General features: G+C 67.2%; 13 protein-coding genes. 9 read left to right on the forward strand and 4 right to left on the reverse strand.

Annotation, left to right across the window (positions count from 1 at the left end):
* Positions 1-354: 354 nt before the first annotated feature.
* Together metX (QM618_RS03555) and QM618_RS03560 are read right to left on the reverse strand one after the other, a co-directional pair.
* Positions 355-1,506 (reverse strand): homoserine O-acetyltransferase MetX, encoded by a 1,152-nt coding sequence (metX, locus tag QM618_RS03555; RefSeq protein WP_428095013.1) that lies wholly within the window; start codon positions 1,504-1,506, stop codon positions 355-357.
* Positions 1,503-2,861: a bifunctional o-acetylhomoserine/o-acetylserine sulfhydrylase gene (locus QM618_RS03560; RefSeq protein ID WP_428095015.1), complete on the reverse strand. Its 1,359-nt coding sequence runs from the start codon at positions 2,859-2,861 to the stop codon at positions 1,503-1,505. The genes metX (QM618_RS03555) and QM618_RS03560 overlap by 4 nt, the downstream gene beginning before the upstream one ends.
* A 393-nt stretch (positions 2,862-3,254) precedes the next feature.
* On the opposite strand from QM618_RS03560, the gene QM618_RS03565 reads away from it, so the two are divergent.
* Positions 3,255-3,668 (forward strand): hypothetical protein, encoded by a 414-nt coding sequence (locus tag QM618_RS03565; protein ID WP_428095017.1) that lies wholly within the window; start codon positions 3,255-3,257, stop codon positions 3,666-3,668.
* A 129-nt stretch (positions 3,669-3,797) separates the two neighbouring features.
* On the forward strand, positions 3,798-6,821 hold the full coding sequence (locus QM618_RS03570; protein ID WP_428095019.1) for a hypothetical protein: 3,024 nt from the start codon (positions 3,798-3,800) through the stop codon (positions 6,819-6,821).
* Positions 6,822-6,834: 13 nt separating this feature from the next.
* Here QM618_RS03570 and metX (QM618_RS03575) read toward each other — a convergent pair whose 3' ends face one another.
* Positions 6,835-8,031, reverse strand: a complete 1,197-nt coding sequence (gene metX / locus QM618_RS03575) for a homoserine O-acetyltransferase MetX (RefSeq protein WP_428095021.1) — start codon at positions 8,029-8,031, stop codon at positions 6,835-6,837.
* A 288-nt stretch (positions 8,032-8,319) separates the two neighbouring features.
* Here metX (QM618_RS03575) and QM618_RS03580 point away from each other — a divergent pair, with 288 nt between their 5' ends.
* Entirely contained in the window at positions 8,320-9,711 is a 1,392-nt protein-coding gene (locus tag QM618_RS03580; RefSeq protein WP_428095023.1) for an NlpC/P60 family protein, read from the forward strand.
* Here QM618_RS03580 and QM618_RS03585 read toward each other — a convergent pair whose 3' ends face one another.
* Positions 9,712-10,236, reverse strand: a complete 525-nt coding sequence (locus tag QM618_RS03585) for an inorganic diphosphatase (RefSeq protein ID WP_428095025.1) — start codon at positions 10,234-10,236, stop codon at positions 9,712-9,714.
* 65 nt (positions 10,237-10,301) lie between these two features.
* Between QM618_RS03585 and dacB the strand changes: the two genes are divergently transcribed.
* The 6 genes from dacB to folE all read left to right on the forward strand — a co-directional run bounded on the left by dacB (position 10,302) and on the right by folE (position 17,397).
* Positions 10,302-11,735: a D-alanyl-D-alanine carboxypeptidase/D-alanyl-D-alanine endopeptidase gene (gene dacB / locus QM618_RS03590; protein WP_428095027.1), complete on the forward strand. Its 1,434-nt coding sequence runs from the start codon at positions 10,302-10,304 to the stop codon at positions 11,733-11,735.
* Positions 11,725-12,816 carry a tRNA lysidine(34) synthetase TilS gene (tilS, locus tag QM618_RS03595; RefSeq protein WP_428095030.1) on the forward strand — a complete coding sequence of 364 codons (1,092 nt, stop codon included), beginning with the start codon at positions 11,725-11,727 and terminating at the stop codon, positions 12,814-12,816. Before dacB ends, tilS begins: the two co-directional genes overlap by 11 nt.
* Before the next feature lie 41 nt (positions 12,817-12,857).
* Positions 12,858-13,391, forward strand: coding sequence for a hypoxanthine phosphoribosyltransferase (gene hpt, locus QM618_RS03600; protein WP_428095332.1), 534 nt, complete (start codon positions 12,858-12,860; stop codon positions 13,389-13,391).
* A gap of 273 nt (positions 13,392-13,664) precedes the next feature.
* Positions 13,665-14,513, forward strand: coding sequence for a hypothetical protein (locus tag QM618_RS03605; protein WP_428095032.1), 849 nt, complete (start codon positions 13,665-13,667; stop codon positions 14,511-14,513).
* 287 nt (positions 14,514-14,800) lie between these two features.
* Positions 14,801-16,825 carry an ATP-dependent zinc metalloprotease FtsH gene (ftsH, locus tag QM618_RS03610; RefSeq protein ID WP_428095034.1) on the forward strand — a complete coding sequence of 675 codons (2,025 nt, stop codon included), beginning with the start codon at positions 14,801-14,803 and terminating at the stop codon, positions 16,823-16,825.
* Positions 16,826-16,830: 5 nt separating this feature from the next.
* Positions 16,831-17,397, forward strand: a complete 567-nt coding sequence (gene folE, locus QM618_RS03615; protein WP_428095036.1) for a GTP cyclohydrolase I FolE — start codon at positions 16,831-16,833, stop codon at positions 17,395-17,397.
* The last annotated feature ends 1 nt before the right edge of the window (position 17,398 follow it).

Here is a 17,398-nt window from a genome sequence, read left to right on the forward strand (position 1 = left end):
ACACCCAAGTTCACCGCGACGGATGGGGCATCACCGTCGATGACAACAACCACGTCTGGTTCACCCCACCCACAACCATCGACCCCCACCAACACCGAATACTCGGCGGCCTCGCAGCCCTCACCGCCTAGGCAGAGGGCCTACAGGCATGTCCAGGCACGGGCGGCGCGGGGTGTGGGGTGCTGGGAGGGCGGTGCGGGGAGGGCGGTGCTGGGAGGGCGGTGCTGGGAGGGCGGTGCGGGGAGGGCGGTGCGGGGAGCGGGGCGCTGGGTGTGGGGTGTGGGATGCGGCGACTACAGCGCGGGGACCCGAGGGCGGGGGTGCGGCGCGGGGAGCGGAGGCTGGAGTGAGCCTCTAGAGCGCCCGCTCGAACTCGCCGACCACCTCGTTGATCGCCGCCGACTCCACGAGGAAGCCGTCGTGCCCCACCGAGCTCGAGACCACGTGAACCCCGCCCGCCTGAGGCAACGCCGCCGCAACCCGTTCCGCGTCCCCCACCGGGTACAGCCGGTCGCTATCCACCGCGATCACCAGCGCCGCGCCCTCGTACCGAGCAAGCGCCCGGTCCACGCCCCCACGGCCACGCCCTATATCGTGACCGTTGATGGCGTGGACCAGGCGCAAGTAGGTGTTGGCGTCGAAGCGTCGAGCCAGCTTCTCGCCATGGTGCTCCAGGTACGACTGCACCTCGTAGACCCCGTCCGGCCGCCGGTCCCGATCAAACCGCCGCCCCAACTCCTCCGCCGAGCGATACGTGACGTGCGCGATCTGCCGCGCAATCCCCAGCCCCACGTGCGGACCCGAGCCAGCCGGAGCGTCGTAGTAGTCGCCGCGCCTGAACCCCGGATCCGCGCGAATCGCCGCCACCTGCGGCACCCCCCACGCCAACTGGTCCGCCGTTGTCGCCGAAGTCGTGCCCAGCACCGCGAGCGCCCCCACTCGCTCCGGATAGGTGGCCGCCCACTCAAGCACCCGCATCCCGCCGAGTGACGGCCCCGCAATCAAACGCCAGCGGTCAATGCCAAGCAGGTCGGCAAGGGCTACCTCCGCGGTCACCAGGTCCCGCACCGACGGCCACGGGAAGCGTGAACCCCAAGGAGTCCCGTCCGGCGCCAACGAGGCGGGTCCAGTTGAGCCCTGGCACCCCCCAATTACGTTGGCGCTCACAATGAAGTGCCGCTCCGGATCCACCGGTTTGCCGGGCCCAATGAGCGGATTCCACCAGCCAGGCGTGGGGTGCCCCAACTCCGCATCCCCATACGCGTGACTGTCGCCCGTGAGCGCGTGCGCGATGTAGACGGCGTTATCCCGAGCCGCGCTCAAGGTGCCCCACGTCTCGTAGGCGAGCACAGCGTCGGGCACAACTGAGCCGTCCTCAAGCCGCAAGTCACCAATGGGCGCAAAGCGGCGGTTTCCCACCGGGTCGCCAGGGCGCCAGGCGCCCGACGCTGGGATGGCTTCCAGCGTCGGTGCAGCCTGGGCGCTTGCTGGCGCTACCGCAGTCACGCGGACGCGCCCTCCAGTTCCTGCTCCGTGGCCGCCGACTTGAGCGCGGCCACGGCGGCGAATCCAGCCTCGAGGTCCGCGAGGATGTCGTCGATGTGCTCGATGCCCACCGCAAGGCGAACCAGCCCAGGGGTGACGCCCGTCGCGGCCTGCTCCTCCGGGGTGAGTTGCGAGTGCGTGGTGGTGGCCGGGTGGATCACGAGCGAGCGGACGTCCCCAATGTTGGCAACCAAGGAGTGAAGCTGCAGCGAGTCGACGAAGGTGCGCCCAGCGTCGGCCCCACCGGCGATCTCAAACGAGAGCACCGAACCAGAGCCCTTGGGTGAGTACTTCTGCTGCAAGTGGTGCCACGGGCTGGACTCGAGGCCGGCGTAGGCGATGGACTCCACCTCCGGGCGCGACTGGAGCCAGGCCACCACCTTCTTGGCGTTCTCCACGTGGCGCTCCACGCGCAAGGAGAGCGTCTCGATGCCCTGCGCGATGAGGAACGCGTTGAACGGCGAGATTGCCGCGCCCGTGTCGCGCAACAACTGCACGCGCGCCTTGAGGATGAACGCGAGGTTCGCCCCAAGCGCAGAGCCGACACCTAGGTCGCGAGCGTAGACCAGCCCGTTGTAGCTCTCATCAGGGGTGTTGTAGTTGGGGAAGCGCTCCGGGTGCTGGGCAAAGTCGAACGTGCCGGCGTCCACGATCACGCCGCCGATCGCCGAGCCGTGGCCGCCCAGATACTTGGTTGCCGAGTGCGTGACGATGTCCGCGCCCCACTTGAAGGGCTGCACCAGGTACGGGGACGCGACCGTGTTGTCCACGATGAGCGGCACGCCCACCTCGTGGGCAACAGCAGCCACTGCCTCGATGTCGAGGAGGTCCTGCTTGGGGTTGGAGATGGACTCGCCAAAGAATGCCTTGGTGTTGGGCCGGGCGGCGGCGCGCCACGAATCGGGGTCATCTGGGTTCTCGACGAACGTGACCTCGATGCCGAACTTGGGCAGCGTGTAGTGGAACAGGTTGTAGGTGCCGCCGTAAAGCGACGGGCTGGAGACAATGTGGTCGCCCGCCTCCGCGAGGTTCTGGATGGCGATGGTGTTGGCCGCGCTGCCGGAGGCCAAGAGCAGGGCCGCGACCCCACCCTCAAGCGCCGCAATGCGGTCCTCGACGGCCTGCTGCGTGGGGTTGCCGATGCGCGTGTAGATGGGGCCCAGCTCCGCGAGTGCGAAGCGTGCCGCCGCCTGGGTGGTGTCCTCGAAGACGAAGGACGTGGTCTGGTAGATGGGGAGGGCGCGCGCGCCCGTGTCGCCGTCAGGTGCCTGGCCGGCATGGATCTGCTGGGTCTCGAACTTCCAGTTGCTGCTCATTGTGGTGGTGCTCCTTAAGGGTGTGATCTGCGGGATTTCTCGACGAGAGGGGGAGTGCAGACCATCACCGGGAGCCGCCACAAGCAGCCCGCGACCTATAGGTCTGCGAGGTGACACGTGGAGTGTGGGCCCGTGATGGGGGAGGTTTGCCTAAGGGCGCCCGTCACGGGCGCACGCCAAACGTGCGCTTGTTAGCGGCACATTCGGTTCAGCACGTTGGCGACTGTAGCCGGATGTCGCAGCGTTTGGCAAGTCCCTCCGAGGGGGTTAGGTTGGACAAAAGCGAGTTTCTGAAAACCCTGGGGAGGGATGATGTCAGCGCAGCCCGGAGAAATCTCACGGCGAAGGGTGCTGGCGGGGGTGGCGTGGACCACGCCCGCCATTGTGTTGGCGGTGAGCGTGCCACGCGCCGCGGCATCTGAAGGTGACAACACACAGGTTGTGGACGTCATCTCCATCTACAACTTCACGGTCAGCGACGGTTACGCGGGGCGCATCGACGCGAATGCCACCTTTGCCACCAACTGGGCCTCTGGCTACCCGGCGAACCTGGGCCCGATTACGTTCACCTATTGGGTGGAAGTCACCGGCACAACAAACTTCACCAGCCCGATGTTCACTGTCGTTGCTACCGGCAACCCGGCGCAGCCTCCGGTTCAGGCCTTCGTCCTCAATTCCGTGGCTCCCGGAACGTACTCCGCGACGCTCCACGTGACCGCGACCGCCTACGACTCGACAACGGACATCACGTATGTCGCAGCGGAAAAGACAACGCCGTCCACCCCGGCCACCTTCACGGTGACGTAACGGGGGCGCAACAGCCAACCACAGCGTCGGGCATATTCCGCGTGTTTGGGGACTCGCTCACACTTGCTGTGGCGGCGCCCTATCCCCCTGTTAGGGTGCGAGTCAACGTCCACTGACTGAGGGGGATCCATGCGTGCAGCGCGCATCCTTGCACCCGTTCTGATCGCCGCGCTGGCGGGCACGGTGTTGGCCGCCCCCGCCCTCGCAGACGACTCCCCAGAGCTCACCGTCACCGGCCTCATTGGCCGCACAGCTGACGTCGAAGGCACGTTCATCGTCGCTGGTAATTCCATGATTTCTATCCAGCCCGACGCTGTGGCTGGGTTGGCGCCCGGAACCGCAGTTGAGGCCTCGCTCGCCATCCCGGCGAAGGTGGCAAAGAGCCTGCGGGTCACGGGTGACGTGGACGCCGAGACAGCCAAAGGCGCCGCCATTGTGGAGGCCGCGGATGCCCCACTCGCCGTCACCGATGTGACCACGCTCGGCCCCACGGCCGCCGCCGCCGTCACGACCACCCACTACATCGACGTGGCGGTCAACATCAATGGCGACGGGGTTGCGCAGCCGAGCGATTCGCGGATCAAGACCGCCATCGCCACCGCGAGCGCGTACTGGAAGGCCAACACCGGCGGCGCGTTCCCCGGGTTCACGGTGCGCACCATCAAGCGGTACTACTCCTCGCTCGCGTGCGGCGCCGACGACGAGCAGTGGGCCGTCGAGGCGGCCAACAAGGTGGGCAGGGACATCGAGCTGTACTTCAGCGACGCGAGCCCCGACCACCTCGTCATGATCGGCGAGTGCCGGCACGATGAGAAGGCCGCGCTGGGCACCATTGGCGACTCGCTGAAGTCGGGCGGCGTGGTGATTGTGCAGGCCGACTTTTACGCCGATCCTGATGCGCCGTACTTCCTTGACGGACTTTTGGTGCACGAGTTGGGCCACAACTTCAGCCTTGACCACGCGAATGCGGTGCTCACGCAAGATTGCGACTTCTCTGACGTTCCCGCCTACACGGCCCTTGGGGACACGTGCGACACGGATGAGTACGGCGACTGGTGGAGCCTCATGGGCTTCACGATGCCCGAGTGGTGGGCTCCGCTTCTCGACATCGCGCGCCGCGACCAGTTGGGCGTTGCGCCGTCTACGATGCTCGCCAAGCACACGGGGCTCAAGACCGCCACGTACACCGTGTATCCGCTGGGTAAGACCTCCGGCAACCGCGGAATCAAGATCACCGCTCCCTCCGGCAAGACCTTCTACGTCGAGTATCGCGACGGCACCGGCGAGAAGGACGCGCTGTACATGGACAACAGCTTCGCGGGCTGCACCACCGGCTTCCAGCCGTCTACCAAGTGCTCGTTCGACGACGGCATCTTCTCCACCGGCCCCGGCGTGCGCGTGCTGTCCGTCGAGGATGACAACCAAACGCGGGTCGAAGCCGTCAACACCCAAACGCAAGAGCCCCGCTGGGCCGAGCAAGCGCTCGACGCCGGCGAATGGTGGCGTTCTGCGGAAGGCGACGTCAACATCTCAATCCTCACAGCGTCGGGCGGGAAGGCCAGCATCGCGGTGACCACGCTCGAGCGGCCTTACCTCACGGTGGAGCCGCATCTCACGAAGCAGGCCGTCGCCGGGCAGGCGGCCACCGTGGTGGTCGACGGCACGTCGGGGGCCACCTACACGTACCGGTGGTTCCGGAGCGGCAAGGAGATCTCGGGAGCCACGGCGGCGAGCTACACGGTGCCCGCTAATACCGCGGGGCAGCCTCTCACCGTGCGCGTTGAGGCGCGCAAACAGGGGTACGCGCCCACGCAGGCCGTGCTGAATGTGCCGGTGTACGCCGGGCTGCCCACCATCACCGGCACCCTGCGCGCCAACGAGGTGCTCACCGCGGTGAAGCCGTCGCACGTGCCCGCGGACGCCACTCTCGCGTACCAGTGGCTCGTCAACGGCACGGACGTTCCGGGCGCCACAGGCGCCACCTTCTCGCCGCTCCCGGCCGACGCTGGGGGCACCGTCTCCGTTCGCGTCGCCGCGACGTGGAGTGGGGGCTCGGACACGGTCACGTCGGATCCGCGCGGACCGATTGCGCTCGCGACCAACTGGTCGTTCGCCGTGGCGCCGTCGGTGAGCGGCACGTTCACGGTGGGCTCCACGCTCACGGCGAGCGCGGGCGGAACATCCCCCGCGTCCACCGGCAACTCGCTCCAGTGGTACCGCGACAACGACGCCATTCCTGGCGCCACCGGCTCCACCTATGTGCTCACCCAAGACGACTACGGCGCCGCCGTGAGCGTCGCCGCCACCCACACACTCGCGGGGTACGTAGCGATCACGCAGCGCTCTGCGGGGTCCGTTGTGGACGGCGGTGTGGCCAACACCTTGGCGCCTTCCTTAGTGGCGCCCGTGCGCGTTGGTGCGCCGGTCGCTGTTGCCGGGCAGTGGGCCCGCAACTTCGCGCTCAGCTACCAGTGGCTGCTCAATGGTGAGCAAATACCAGGGGCGACGGGGGCTACGTACGTGCCCACAGCGTCGGACCTTGGAGGAGCGCTGAGCGTCACCGTGACGGGAACGCACCCCTTGTACGGGGCGTCCGCGCCGCTCACCACGGACGCCGCGATGGTGGAGATTGGCGTGCTGACCGCGCCAACTCCGGTGATTAGCGGTACGGCGCTCGTGGGCAAGACGCTCACCGCGGTGCGCGGCACGTGGACCTCCGGCGCCACGATCAAGTACCAGTGGTACGCCAACGGCGTGGCGATCGGTGGGGCTACCAAGTCCACCTACAAGGTGTCCTCGCTGCGGGCAGGCAAGAAGATCACGGTGCGCGTCACTGGCTCCAAGGCCGGGTACACCACGGCGTCCGTGGTGTCCGCGGCCAAGGGCGTGCCGGTGGTGGGCAAGGTCACCATCAGCGGGCGCGCCAAGGTGGGCTCCACCCTCACCGCGAAGCGCGGCACGTGGCTCTCGGGGACCACGTTCACGTACCAGTGGTACGCGAACGGGGTGGCGATTGGTGGGGCAACGAAGTCCACGTACAAGGTGTCCTCGCTGCGGGCGGGGAAGTACATCACCGTGAAGGTGACCGGCAAGAAGAGCGGCTACACCACGGTATCCAAGACCAGCGCGAAGACCGCGAAGGTGGTGCGGTAGGGGTTGGTGGCGGCTAGAGCTGCTGCTCGAACTCGGCCATGAAGGCGTTGAGCTGGCCCGATTCAACGAGGAAGCCGTCGTGGCCAACCGGGGAGTGGACCACCTTGACGCCGTTGGAGCCGGAGAGTGCCGCGTCCAGGCGCTGCGAGTTCTTGAGCGGGTAGAGGCGATCGCTGTCCACGGCCACCACCAGGGCGGCGTTGGTGTAGCGAGCCAGTGCGGTCTCGACTCCGCCGCGATCCCTGCCCACGTCGTGGGACTGGATGGCCTGGGCTAGGCGGATGTAGGTGTTGGCGTCGAACCTTCTGGCGAGCTTCCTCGCGTGGTGCGCCAAGTAGGACTGCACGGCGAACTGGCCGCCCTTGCCCAGGGGGTCGCCTTCGCCCTGGTAGTTGCGGCCAAACCGGTCCGCAAGCTCGCTCTCGCTGCGGTAGGTGGTGTGCGCGATCATGCGCGCGATCCCCATTCCTACGTGCGGGCCGTCGCCGTCTTGCGCCGCGTAATAGTCGCCGCCGCGGAACTTGGGGTCCGCGGTGATCGCGGCCACTTGGGATGTGGACCAGGCGATCTGGTCTGCCGTGGTGGCGGCCGTGGAACCAACGGGGGCGATGGCGCCTACCCGTTCTGGGTGGGTCACCGCCCATTCGATGGCGCGCATCCCGCCCATCGATGGGCCCGCAATGAGTCGCCAGCGGTCGATGCCAAGGAAGTCCGTGAGCGCCACCTCTGCGGCCACCATGTCGCGCATCGTGACGTAGGGGAAGCGGCTGCCCCAGGGCTGGCCGTCCTCGGGGTGCGGGCTCGCCGGGCCGGTGCTGCCTTGGCAGCCGCCAACGACGTTTGCGCTGACGATGAAGTGCTTTTCTGGGTCGATGGGCTTCCCCGGTCCCACCATCGCGTGCCACCAGCCGCCGGTGTGGTGGCCGGGCTCCGCGGGTCCCCAGACGTGGCTGTCACCCGTGAGGGCGTGGGCCACGTAGATGGCGTTGCTCTTGTCCTTGTTGAGTTCGCCCCAGGTCTCGTAGGCCATCGTCACGCCTGGTAGAACCCCCATTGGATCGGCCTCGAGGGGGAGGTCGCCGAGCGCATAGAACTGCCGGTGCCCAGGGTGGTCGCCCTCGCGCCATGCGGCGCTCGCGGGGATGGGCGCGCCATCGCCGGGGCCTTGGTCAGCGGCCCAGGCGTCGGTCTCGATGCCGTCGTCATCCACGAAGGGAAGCCTAGGGCACACCCGCCCCCCGAATGCCTCTCCACACAACCCGAATGCCTCTCCACACAAGAGTCACTGTTCTGAGGCGCGCTGGGGCGACTCTGAGCGTGGGACGTTGGTGGAACCACGATGTTTGTGTGGAGAGGCATTCGGCGTGTGTGGAGGGGTGATCGGGGCTCAAGGTGCGCCCCCGAAGTGCCGAGGTACGTAGGAGCGGCGCGTGGTGTTTGCCACACCCGCTCGCGACGCCGGACAAACCGGACGTACCATCGCCGGACCAGGAGTTTTATGCGAATCCCCGTCAGTCTTAGCCTCACACGCTCCCGCATCGCCGCGGTCTGCGTGGGAGCGCTCGCGGCCACGGGGGTCGCGCTGGTCGGCGCTGGCGGTGCCTCCGCCGACGGCTACCCCGGCCAAGACGAGATCAACGCCGCGCGCGAAGCCGCCGCCTCGCAGGCCTCTACGGTGAGCGAACTCGACGCCGCCGTCGCCTCGCTCGAGGACGCACTCCACGACGCCGAGGCCGCGCAGTTGCTCGCCGCCGACAAGTACGCGCAAGCGCAGGGCGACCTTGAGGCGGCGCAGGCGAACTTGGTGACAGCGAACAGGCGCGCCGATGAGGCCGACGCTGCACTCGCCGAGGCTCAGTCCAAACTTGCCGTTGTGGCTCAGGCCGCATATCGGGACGGTGGCGACATGGGCCAAGTTGGCGCCGTGGTCAACGCCAACGGGTTTGAGGATGCAATCAACTCCTCGGAGGCGATGAACAGGGCGTCGGACGAGATGGCGACCCTTGTGCAGCGAGTCGAGGCCGCGCAGCTCGTGGCCGACACCATGCGCAAGGCCGCCAACGACGCAGCCACCGCCGCCGCCGACGCCAAGATCGCCGCCGCGGACGCCTATGACGACGCCACCGCCGCGGCGGACGCCGCGGAGCAGGCCGTCAAGGATGCAGACGAGGTGCGCGACGACGCCGTGAACACCCTGGCAGAACTGCGCGGCACTACCGTGGCGCTCGAGAACGCGCGCCAAGATGGCCTCGCCGCAGAGCGCGACAAGAAGCGCCGCGACGACGCGAAGGCCGCGCAGGAAGAGGTGGAGAAGGAGAACGGGGGAAGCTCCAACTCCGGCGGAAGCTCCAACCCCGGCGGGAACTCCAACTCTGGCGGCGACACCAGCACGCCTACCAAGACAGAAGACCCCAAGGCAGAGGACCCCAAGCCGGAACAAACCAAGGATCCCGAGCCAGAGGAAACTGAACAGCCAAAGCCGCCAACAACGTCGGGCGGATGGAAGTCAAGTGCCGCCCAAGGTGAGGCGGCCGTGGCGAAGGCGCTCACGCTGATGGGCAAGCCGTACAAGCTGGGCGGCTCGGGGCCCACGTATTACGACTGCAGCGGGCTCACGATGGTGTCGTGGAAGGCCGCGGGGCTGTCGATTCAGCGCAGCTCGCAGATGCAGTACAACTCCACGAAGCACGTGGCGTTCAGCCAGTTGCGCAAGGGCGACTTGATCTTCTACGGCTCGGACCGGAACCCGTCAAAGATCTATCACGTGGCGATTTACATCGGGAATGGCCTAGTCGCCGAGGCGGCGCGCCCTGGCAAGGACTCGCTGATTCGCGGGTACGACGAGTCGTGGCGAATCGATGACCTGATTCCGGTGGCGGGAAGGCCGTAGCTAGTGCCCCGGCGGGGGCACCAGCGGGTTCATGTGCTCAAACGGCGTCCCAGCGGCGCGAGCGAAGGACGAGCGAATCTCCTCCTCGGCCTCCTCGCGAGACACCCAGTGCGCGCCCTCCACGGACTTGCCGGGCTCAAGGTCCTTGTAGACCTCGAAGAAGTGCTGCACCTCGAGGCGGTGGAAGTCGCTGACGTCGCTGAGCTCTTGGCGCCACGTCTGGCGCTGGTCGCCAACGGGCACGCACAGCACCTTGTCGTCGCCGCCGGCCTCGTCGCGCATGCGGAACATGCCCAGCGCGCGGCAGCGGATCTGGCAGCCCGGGAACGTCGGCTCCTCGAGCAGCACGAGCGCGTCCAGGGGGTCGCCATCCTGGCCTAGGGTGCCGTCGATGAAGCCGTAGTCGTCGGGGTAGCGCGTTGACGTGAAGAGCATCCGGTCCAGGCGGATTCTCCCGGTCTCGTGGTCCACCTCATACTTGTTGCGGCTGCCCTTGGGGATCTCGATAGTGACGTCGAATTCCATGATCAATCCTTGGGATTTAGGTCTTAGGTCCGGGTACTAGTCTGGCGCATGAATGGAGGTACCGCGTGCGGGGCAAAGTTGTGGCTGCGGTGCTGGTGCCGTCGCTGATCGTGGCGGGCGCCACTGGCTACGCGTGGGCCGACGCTACGGACCGCGTCCCCGGCATCCTCACCTCCGCGCCGCTCCCGTCCCCGCAGCCTCCGTTGTTGACGGCCTCACCGCTCGCGGTTGCCTCGCCGTCGCCGGGGCCGGTGGGCGCCTTTTCGTCGTCCGCGCCCTTGCCATCGCCCGACGCTGTGGCGGCTTTGGCGGCACAGTTACGTTCGGATGACCGGACGGGGAAGTCCACGAATGTGTACGTCGCGGATTACACCACTGGGTCCGTTCTCGCCGACCTGGACGGCGACAACCCGCAGGTTCCGGCGTCCACCACCAAGCTGCTCACGGCAGTGGCTGCGCTCGAGGCGTTGGGGCCCGACTACACCTTCGACACCACCGTGGTGTTTGACGGCGCCACCTCCACACTGACGCTCGTTGCCGGCGGCGACCTTATGCTCGCCGCCGGTCACGGCCACTACGGCTCCAAGGTCTACGACTCCGGCGAGCCCCAGGCAAACGGCTGGGCGGGGGTGGCGGATCTCGCAGATCAGATCGCCGACACCGTGCCCGTTGGCCCGGTGACTATTGCCGTGGATACCAGCGATTTCCCTGGCCCGGCCTACCCCGCGTCGTGGCCCGAGTACCCCTTCTACATGGGCTACGCGGGCAAGGTCGAGGGCATCGCCGTGAACGTCGGCAAGAAGAACGGCATCCCCGCCAGCGAGTACGGAGCCCGCGATAAGGAGCCCGCACTGCGCACCCTCAAGGCACTCGGCACCGCGCTTACCAAACTGGGATATGAGGTGACGAACGAGGGGAAGGCGACCGCAGCGTCGGGCAGTACGGAAGTAGCCCGCGTGGAGTCCGCGCCCATGAGCGCGGTGACCACCGAGTTTTTGCGGTACTCCGACAACACGGTGGCCGAGCAGACTGCGCGCGTGCTTGCGCTTGAGGCGGGGCTGGACGCGACGCCCGCGAATGCCGCGACCGTGACGGCCTCCACTTTGGCCGGGATGGGCGTGGATGTGCGCGGTCTCAAGCTGTATGACGGCGCGGGGTTTTCTGATCGCAACCAGGTCTCGCCGGCGACGCTCGTGAGCGCGCTGGTGCAGGCGCGGACCGCTGGTAACACGGCGGGGCTGCTGACGTATTTGCCGCTCGGAGGGCTCGAGGGGACGGTGGCCGTGCGGTTCGAGGGAGCGCCCGCCGCCGGGTTCTTGCGCGCCAAGACGGGCTCGCTCACCGGGGTCACCGCGCTCGCCGGGGTGGTGGTGACGGCCGACGGGCGGCAACTCGCCTTCGCGACGTTGCTCGACGGGATGCCCGCGGGGCAAAAGCGGCCCATCGCCGCCGTCGACGAGTTCGTCAATGCCTTGGCAGAATGTGGGTGTGCAGGATGATCGCGTTGAAGGTGGGGCTGAGGGCGCCGGGAGTGGCGCTGGCGGCTCGAGCGCTGGCGGCCCGAGCGCTGGCGTGAGCGGCCCGCACCCCGCCGTTGCCGCCACCCGCGTGGCCGTGCGCGAGATGCTGTACGGACTGGAGCTTGGGACGCGCGTGTGGGTGGCGTGTTCTGGGGGGCCAGACTCGTTGGCTTTGGCCGCCGCAACCGGCTTCGTGGCTCGTAAAGAGGGGTTTTTCCCTGGCGCGATCGTGGTGGATCACGGGTTGCAACCTGGGTCCGCGGCCATCGCGGAACACGCCGCCGAGCAGGTGCGCAGGGCCGGAATCGCCACCGTGCACATCGAGCGCGTGGTGGTGGGACGCGAGGGCGGGCTCGAGGCGGCGGCGCGCAACGCGCGGTATGCGGCGATTGAGCAGCGCGTCACCGACGAAGGCGGGATCAACCCGCAGATCCTCACCGGTCACACCATGGACGATCAAGCGGAGACTGTGCTGTTGGCGCTGGCGCGGGGGTCTGGCGCCCGGGCGCTGTCAGGGATTCCGGTGCGGCGCGGGCGGATCCTGCGCCCGTTCCTGTCGCTGCGCCGCAAAGACACGGTTGCGGCGTGCCGCGAGCAACGCCTTGACCCGTGGATGGATCCCACGAACGAGCTGGTCGATGGGCCGCGGCGGTCCGCGCTGCGCATGCGCGTGATGCCCGCTTTGGTTGATGTCTTGGGCGAGGGAGTGGTCTCTGGGCTGGCGCGCTCCGCGGCGCTGTTGCAGTCCGATGCCGATGAGTTGGAGCGCCAAGCGCGATCCGCGCTGATCCTGTCCGAGAGCGCCGTCCGCGGCGACGAGTGGCGGTGCGACATGCTCTCCTCGCTGCCCGACGCGATCCGCTCGCGCATGCTCAAGATGCTCGCGGAGAACAAGGGGGCGGGGCCGCTCACGGCGTATCACGTGGCTGCTCTGGATGCGCTCGTCACGTCCTTCCGCGGTCAGGGCCCGGTGTCGCTGCCTGGCGGGTATGAGGCCCGGCGCGAATATGGCAGGCTGGTCATCGCCCCTGTGGACACCGCGGGGAACGCCAAGACTTAACGTCCGTTACTGCCGGAGGATGCGTGGACGCCCAGTTCGACATGGATGACTTTGTGCGAGTGGTTGTGTCCGAGAACCAGATTCGGCACCGGCTCGACGAAATGTCTGTCGCTATCCGTGAGGACTACGCAGGGCATGACCTGTTGCTCGTTGGGGTGCTCAAGGGTGCCGTGATGGTGATGGCGGACCTCGCGCGGCGCATGCCTCCGCACGTGCAGATGGACTGGATGGCCGTTTCTTCGTATGGATCTGGGACCAAGTCGTCTGGCGTGGTACGGATCCTCAAGGACCTCGACACCGACCTCACGGGCCGTCACGTGCTCATCGTCGAGGACATAATTGACTCCGGCGTGACGCTCTCGTGGCTGCTGGGGAACCTGCGCTCCCGTGGTGCCGCGTCCGTGGAGGTGGCCGCGCTGCTGCGCAAGCCCGAGGCCGCCGTGGTCGAGGTGCCCGTCAAGTACGTCGGCTTCGACATCCCGCCCGCGTTCGTCGTTGGCTACGGGCTCGACTACGCGGAGAAGTACCGCACCCTGCCCTTCGTGGCTGAACTGTCGCCAAAGGTGTACAGCTAGGGCAAACCCGGCTCCGCCGTCGGCCCGCGCGTTGCTTGGGTGGCCAACCCCCGGCCGCCCGCGTGCCCGCCCCGTGCCCCCTCCCTGCAAGCTCTCCAACAAGTGTTCGGCGTGTCGCCCGGCGCGTCGCGGAGTGATGCACCCTTCCAACGGCGCGTCGCGCGTGTCGTTGTTGGAGAGCTTGCGGGGCTGGCGAGGCATACGGCCCGACGCTGTGGCTGGGTTATCCACAGGGGTTGCGCGAGCTTAGGTGTGGCCTGGCACGGTTGGCGGGTGGATCCGGTCCAAGCGCTCACCGCTCTAGGCGGTGCTGCGCGCTGGAAAGAGCTCATCGACGCCGGCGTGAGTCAACGAGCTTTGACCCGTTCGACGAGGGAGGGTTCGGTGGTGCGCCGACTCTTTGGCACCTACGCACTTCCGCAAACGCCGGACCCGGTATGGCTCGCGGCCGCGTTTCACGCGAGGCTCTCGTGCGTGTCGCTGTGCGATCGCGTGGAGTTGCCTCTCTTGGACCGTCCGCGCCGGGTTCACCTGTTGGTGCCGGAGTCGCGCGGCCTGCGTAGTGACGACACACGGCCCACGCGCCGGGTGATCGTTCATCGGTCTGACGCGATGTGGGAGAGATCTGAGCTCGAGCCGGTTGCCGCGGCGATTGATCTTGCGGCCGGTTGTGTGAATCGCTACGCGCAACTTGCCGTGCTGGATGCCGCGCTTGAAGTTCGGAAAGTCTTCCCCGGTGACATCCGCGACTTCCGGCACACACCGCCGGACCAGCGTCGCTGGCTCATAGATCACTGCGATTACGAGGCGCAATCAGTAATGGAGTCGTATGCGCGAGTCACGCTAACGGAGGGCGGATTCGCGGTTCGACCGCAGATCGTCGTGGCGGGTCGTGGGCATCGAGATTTGTTGGTCGAGGGCCTGGTCATTGTTGAACTGGACGGCTGGAAGACTCACGGAACGAAAGTGGCATTTCGCGAGGACCGCCTCCGCGACCGCATGGCGATCCACGATGGCAAACTTACGCTCCGGTATACCTACGCCGATCTGTTTGGGCGCCATCCCGTCGACCTTGTGGCGGACGTAAACGCAGCGCTCCGACTCCTACGCAAGTCCGCCTGATACACGAACCCGGCCACACCGTCGGGCCGTGTGCCTCGCTGGCCCCTGCAAGCTCTCCAACAAAGACACGCGCGACACGCCGGCTGTAGGGCCTTCGCGCGGGCGACACGCCGGGCGACACGCCGAAGCCTTGTTGGAGAGCTTGCAGAGGGCGCGGGCGGAGCGCTGTGGCAGCGCCCGGTGACGGGCCGACGGTGTGGCTGGCTTTGGCGTGATCGTGGCGGCGGGATTGCCCTCAGCGAAACCGTTTCCTCCGTATCAGACCCCTCGCGTAGGGTTGGGGCACCATGAAGAACGCCTTTACGTTGCGCCGCATCATCTTGCTCGTGCTCCTCGCGGTGCTCGTTGGCTGGATGCTCAGCGGCCTTTTCAAGCCCCGTGTTGACCGCGTCGACACCTCCGTGGGGTTCGCGATGCTTAAGGCGGGCGCCGTTGAGCAGGCGAAGATGGTGGACGGCGATCAGCGAGTGGTGCTGACCCTCAAGAAGGAGCTGCCGAAGGGTAGCCCTGAAGAGTGGGGCGAGTTGACCCAGGTAGTGCAGTTCTTCTACGTGGCGCCGCAAGGCGCGGACGTGGTGGAGGCTGTTACGGCCGCCGATCCGCCAAAGGGCTATGACTCGGAGATCGCGCGCGGATCCGTGTGGTCCACGCTGCTCCTCACCTTCTTGCCGATTCTTCTGTTGGTTGGCCTGTTCTGGTTCCTCATGTCTTCCATGCAGGGCGGCGGCGGGCGCATCATGCAGTTTGGCCGTAGCCGCGCCACTCTCGTGACTCCTGACACCCCCACGGTGAAGTTCGAGGACGTTGCCGGCGTCGACGAGGCCGTCGAGGAACTGCGGGAGATCGAGGAGTTCCTCGAGAACCCCGCCAAGTTCCAGGCCGTTGGCGCCAAGATCCCCAAGGGCGTGCTGCTCTACGGCCCGCCTGGAACCGGAAAGACGCTGCTCGCGCGCGCCGTCGCAGGCGAGGCGGGCGTGCCGTTCTTCAGCATCAGCGGCTCCGACTTCGTAGAGATGTTCGTTGGCGTTGGCGCCTCGCGCGTCCGCGATCTCTTTGAGCAGGCCAAGAAGAACTCCCCGGCGATCATCTTCGTCGACGAGATCGACGCTGTTGGCCGCCACCGCGGCGCCGGCCTTGGCGGCGGCCACGACGAGCGCGAGCAGACCCTCAACCAGATGCTCGTGGAGATGGACGGCTTCGACGCCCGCACCAACGTCATCATGATCGCGGCCACCAACCGTCCAGACATCCTGGACCCCGCGCTCCTGCGCCCAGGAAGGTTTGACCGCCAGGTGGGCGTGGACGCCCCGGACCTCAAGGGCCGCCAGAAGGTGCTCGAGGTGCACGCCAAGGGCAAGCCCATCGCCCCGGACGTGGATCTGGAGGCCATCGCGCGAAGGACGCCCGGCTTCACGGGAGCGGATCTTGCGAACGTCCTGAACGAGGCCGCGCTCCTCACGGCGAGAAGAGAGAAGCAACAGATCACGAGCAGCGAGATGGACGAGGCTATCGACCGCGTCATCGCCGGCCCCCAGCGCCGCACGCGCGTCATGAACGATCACGACAAGCGCGTCACCGCCTACCACGAGGGCGGACACGCTCTGGTAGCAGCGGCGATGAACCACACGGACCCTGTGACCAAGGTGACGATCCTCCCAAGAGGACGCGCGCTCGGCTACACGATGGTGATGCCGCAAGAGGACCGCTACTCGAAGACGCGAAACCAGCTCCTGGACAACCTCGCGTACTCGATGGGCGGTCGCATCGCGGAAGAACTCGTGTTCGGCGACCCCTCCACGGGCGCCAGCAACGACATCAGCCAGGCCACCGAGATCGCCCGCCAGATGGTCACCGAGTTCGGCATGTCCACCAAGATCGGCTCGGTGCGCCTCACGGGCAGTTCCGGCGAGGTGTTCCTTGGACGCGACATGGGCCACGGCCGCGAGTTCAGCGAGCAAGTGGCGTCCGTGGTTGACCAAGAGGTGCGCGAGCTCATGGACAACGCGCTCGCCGAGGCCACCACGGCCCTCTCGCAGAACCGCGCCGTCCTCGACGCGCTCGCCCTCGAGCTCCTCGACAAAGAGACACTCGGCGAGATCGAGCTCGCCGAGATCTTCAAGGACGTCAAGAAGATCAAGCCGCGCAGCAACTGGTTGAGCGGCGCCTGGATTGAGAAGGCGCCCGCCAAGGCCAAGGCTCCAGCCAAGATCAAAGAGCCCGACGGCGTGGCCAAGGAGGTCTCCGAGGTCCAGGAAGCGGCGGAAGACTCCGCGCCCGTGGAACAGGCCGTAGAGCCCAAGGACGAGGCTTAACGGTCATGGCCGTGGACAAGCCCCGCGTCGAGGCGGCCATTCGCGAGCTCCTCGCCGCGGTGGGCGAGGACCCCGACCGCGACGGCCTCCGCGACACCCCCGCGCGCGTGGCGCGCGCCTACGAGGAGTTCTTCGCGGGTCTCGACCAAGACCCCGCGGAGGTCTTGAGCGCAGTCTTCGAACTGGGCCACGAAGAGATGATCCTGGTCAAGGACATCGAGCTGTACTCGATGTGCGAGCACCACCTCGTGCCCTTCCATGGCGTGGCCCACGTGGCCTACATCCCCGGCGCCGATGGCCGCATCACGGGGCTCAGTAAGCTCGCGCGACTCGTGGATCTCTACGCCAAGCGCCCCCAGGTGCAAGAACGCCTCACCACTCAAGTGGCTGACGCCCTCGTGGAACAACTGGGCGCTCGCGGCGTCATCGTCGTTGTCGAGGCCGAGCACCTGTGCATGTCGATGCGCGGCATCCGCAAGCCCGGCTCGCGCACCGTCACGAGCGCCGTCCGCGGCATTATGCGCGACGGCGCCACCCGCGCGGAGGCCATGAGCCTAATTCTGGGGAAGTGAC

Origin of the sequence: Demequina sp., from assembly GCF_049841215.1 — a bacterium.
Lineage (GTDB): Bacteria > Actinomycetota > Actinomycetes > Actinomycetales > Demequinaceae > Demequina.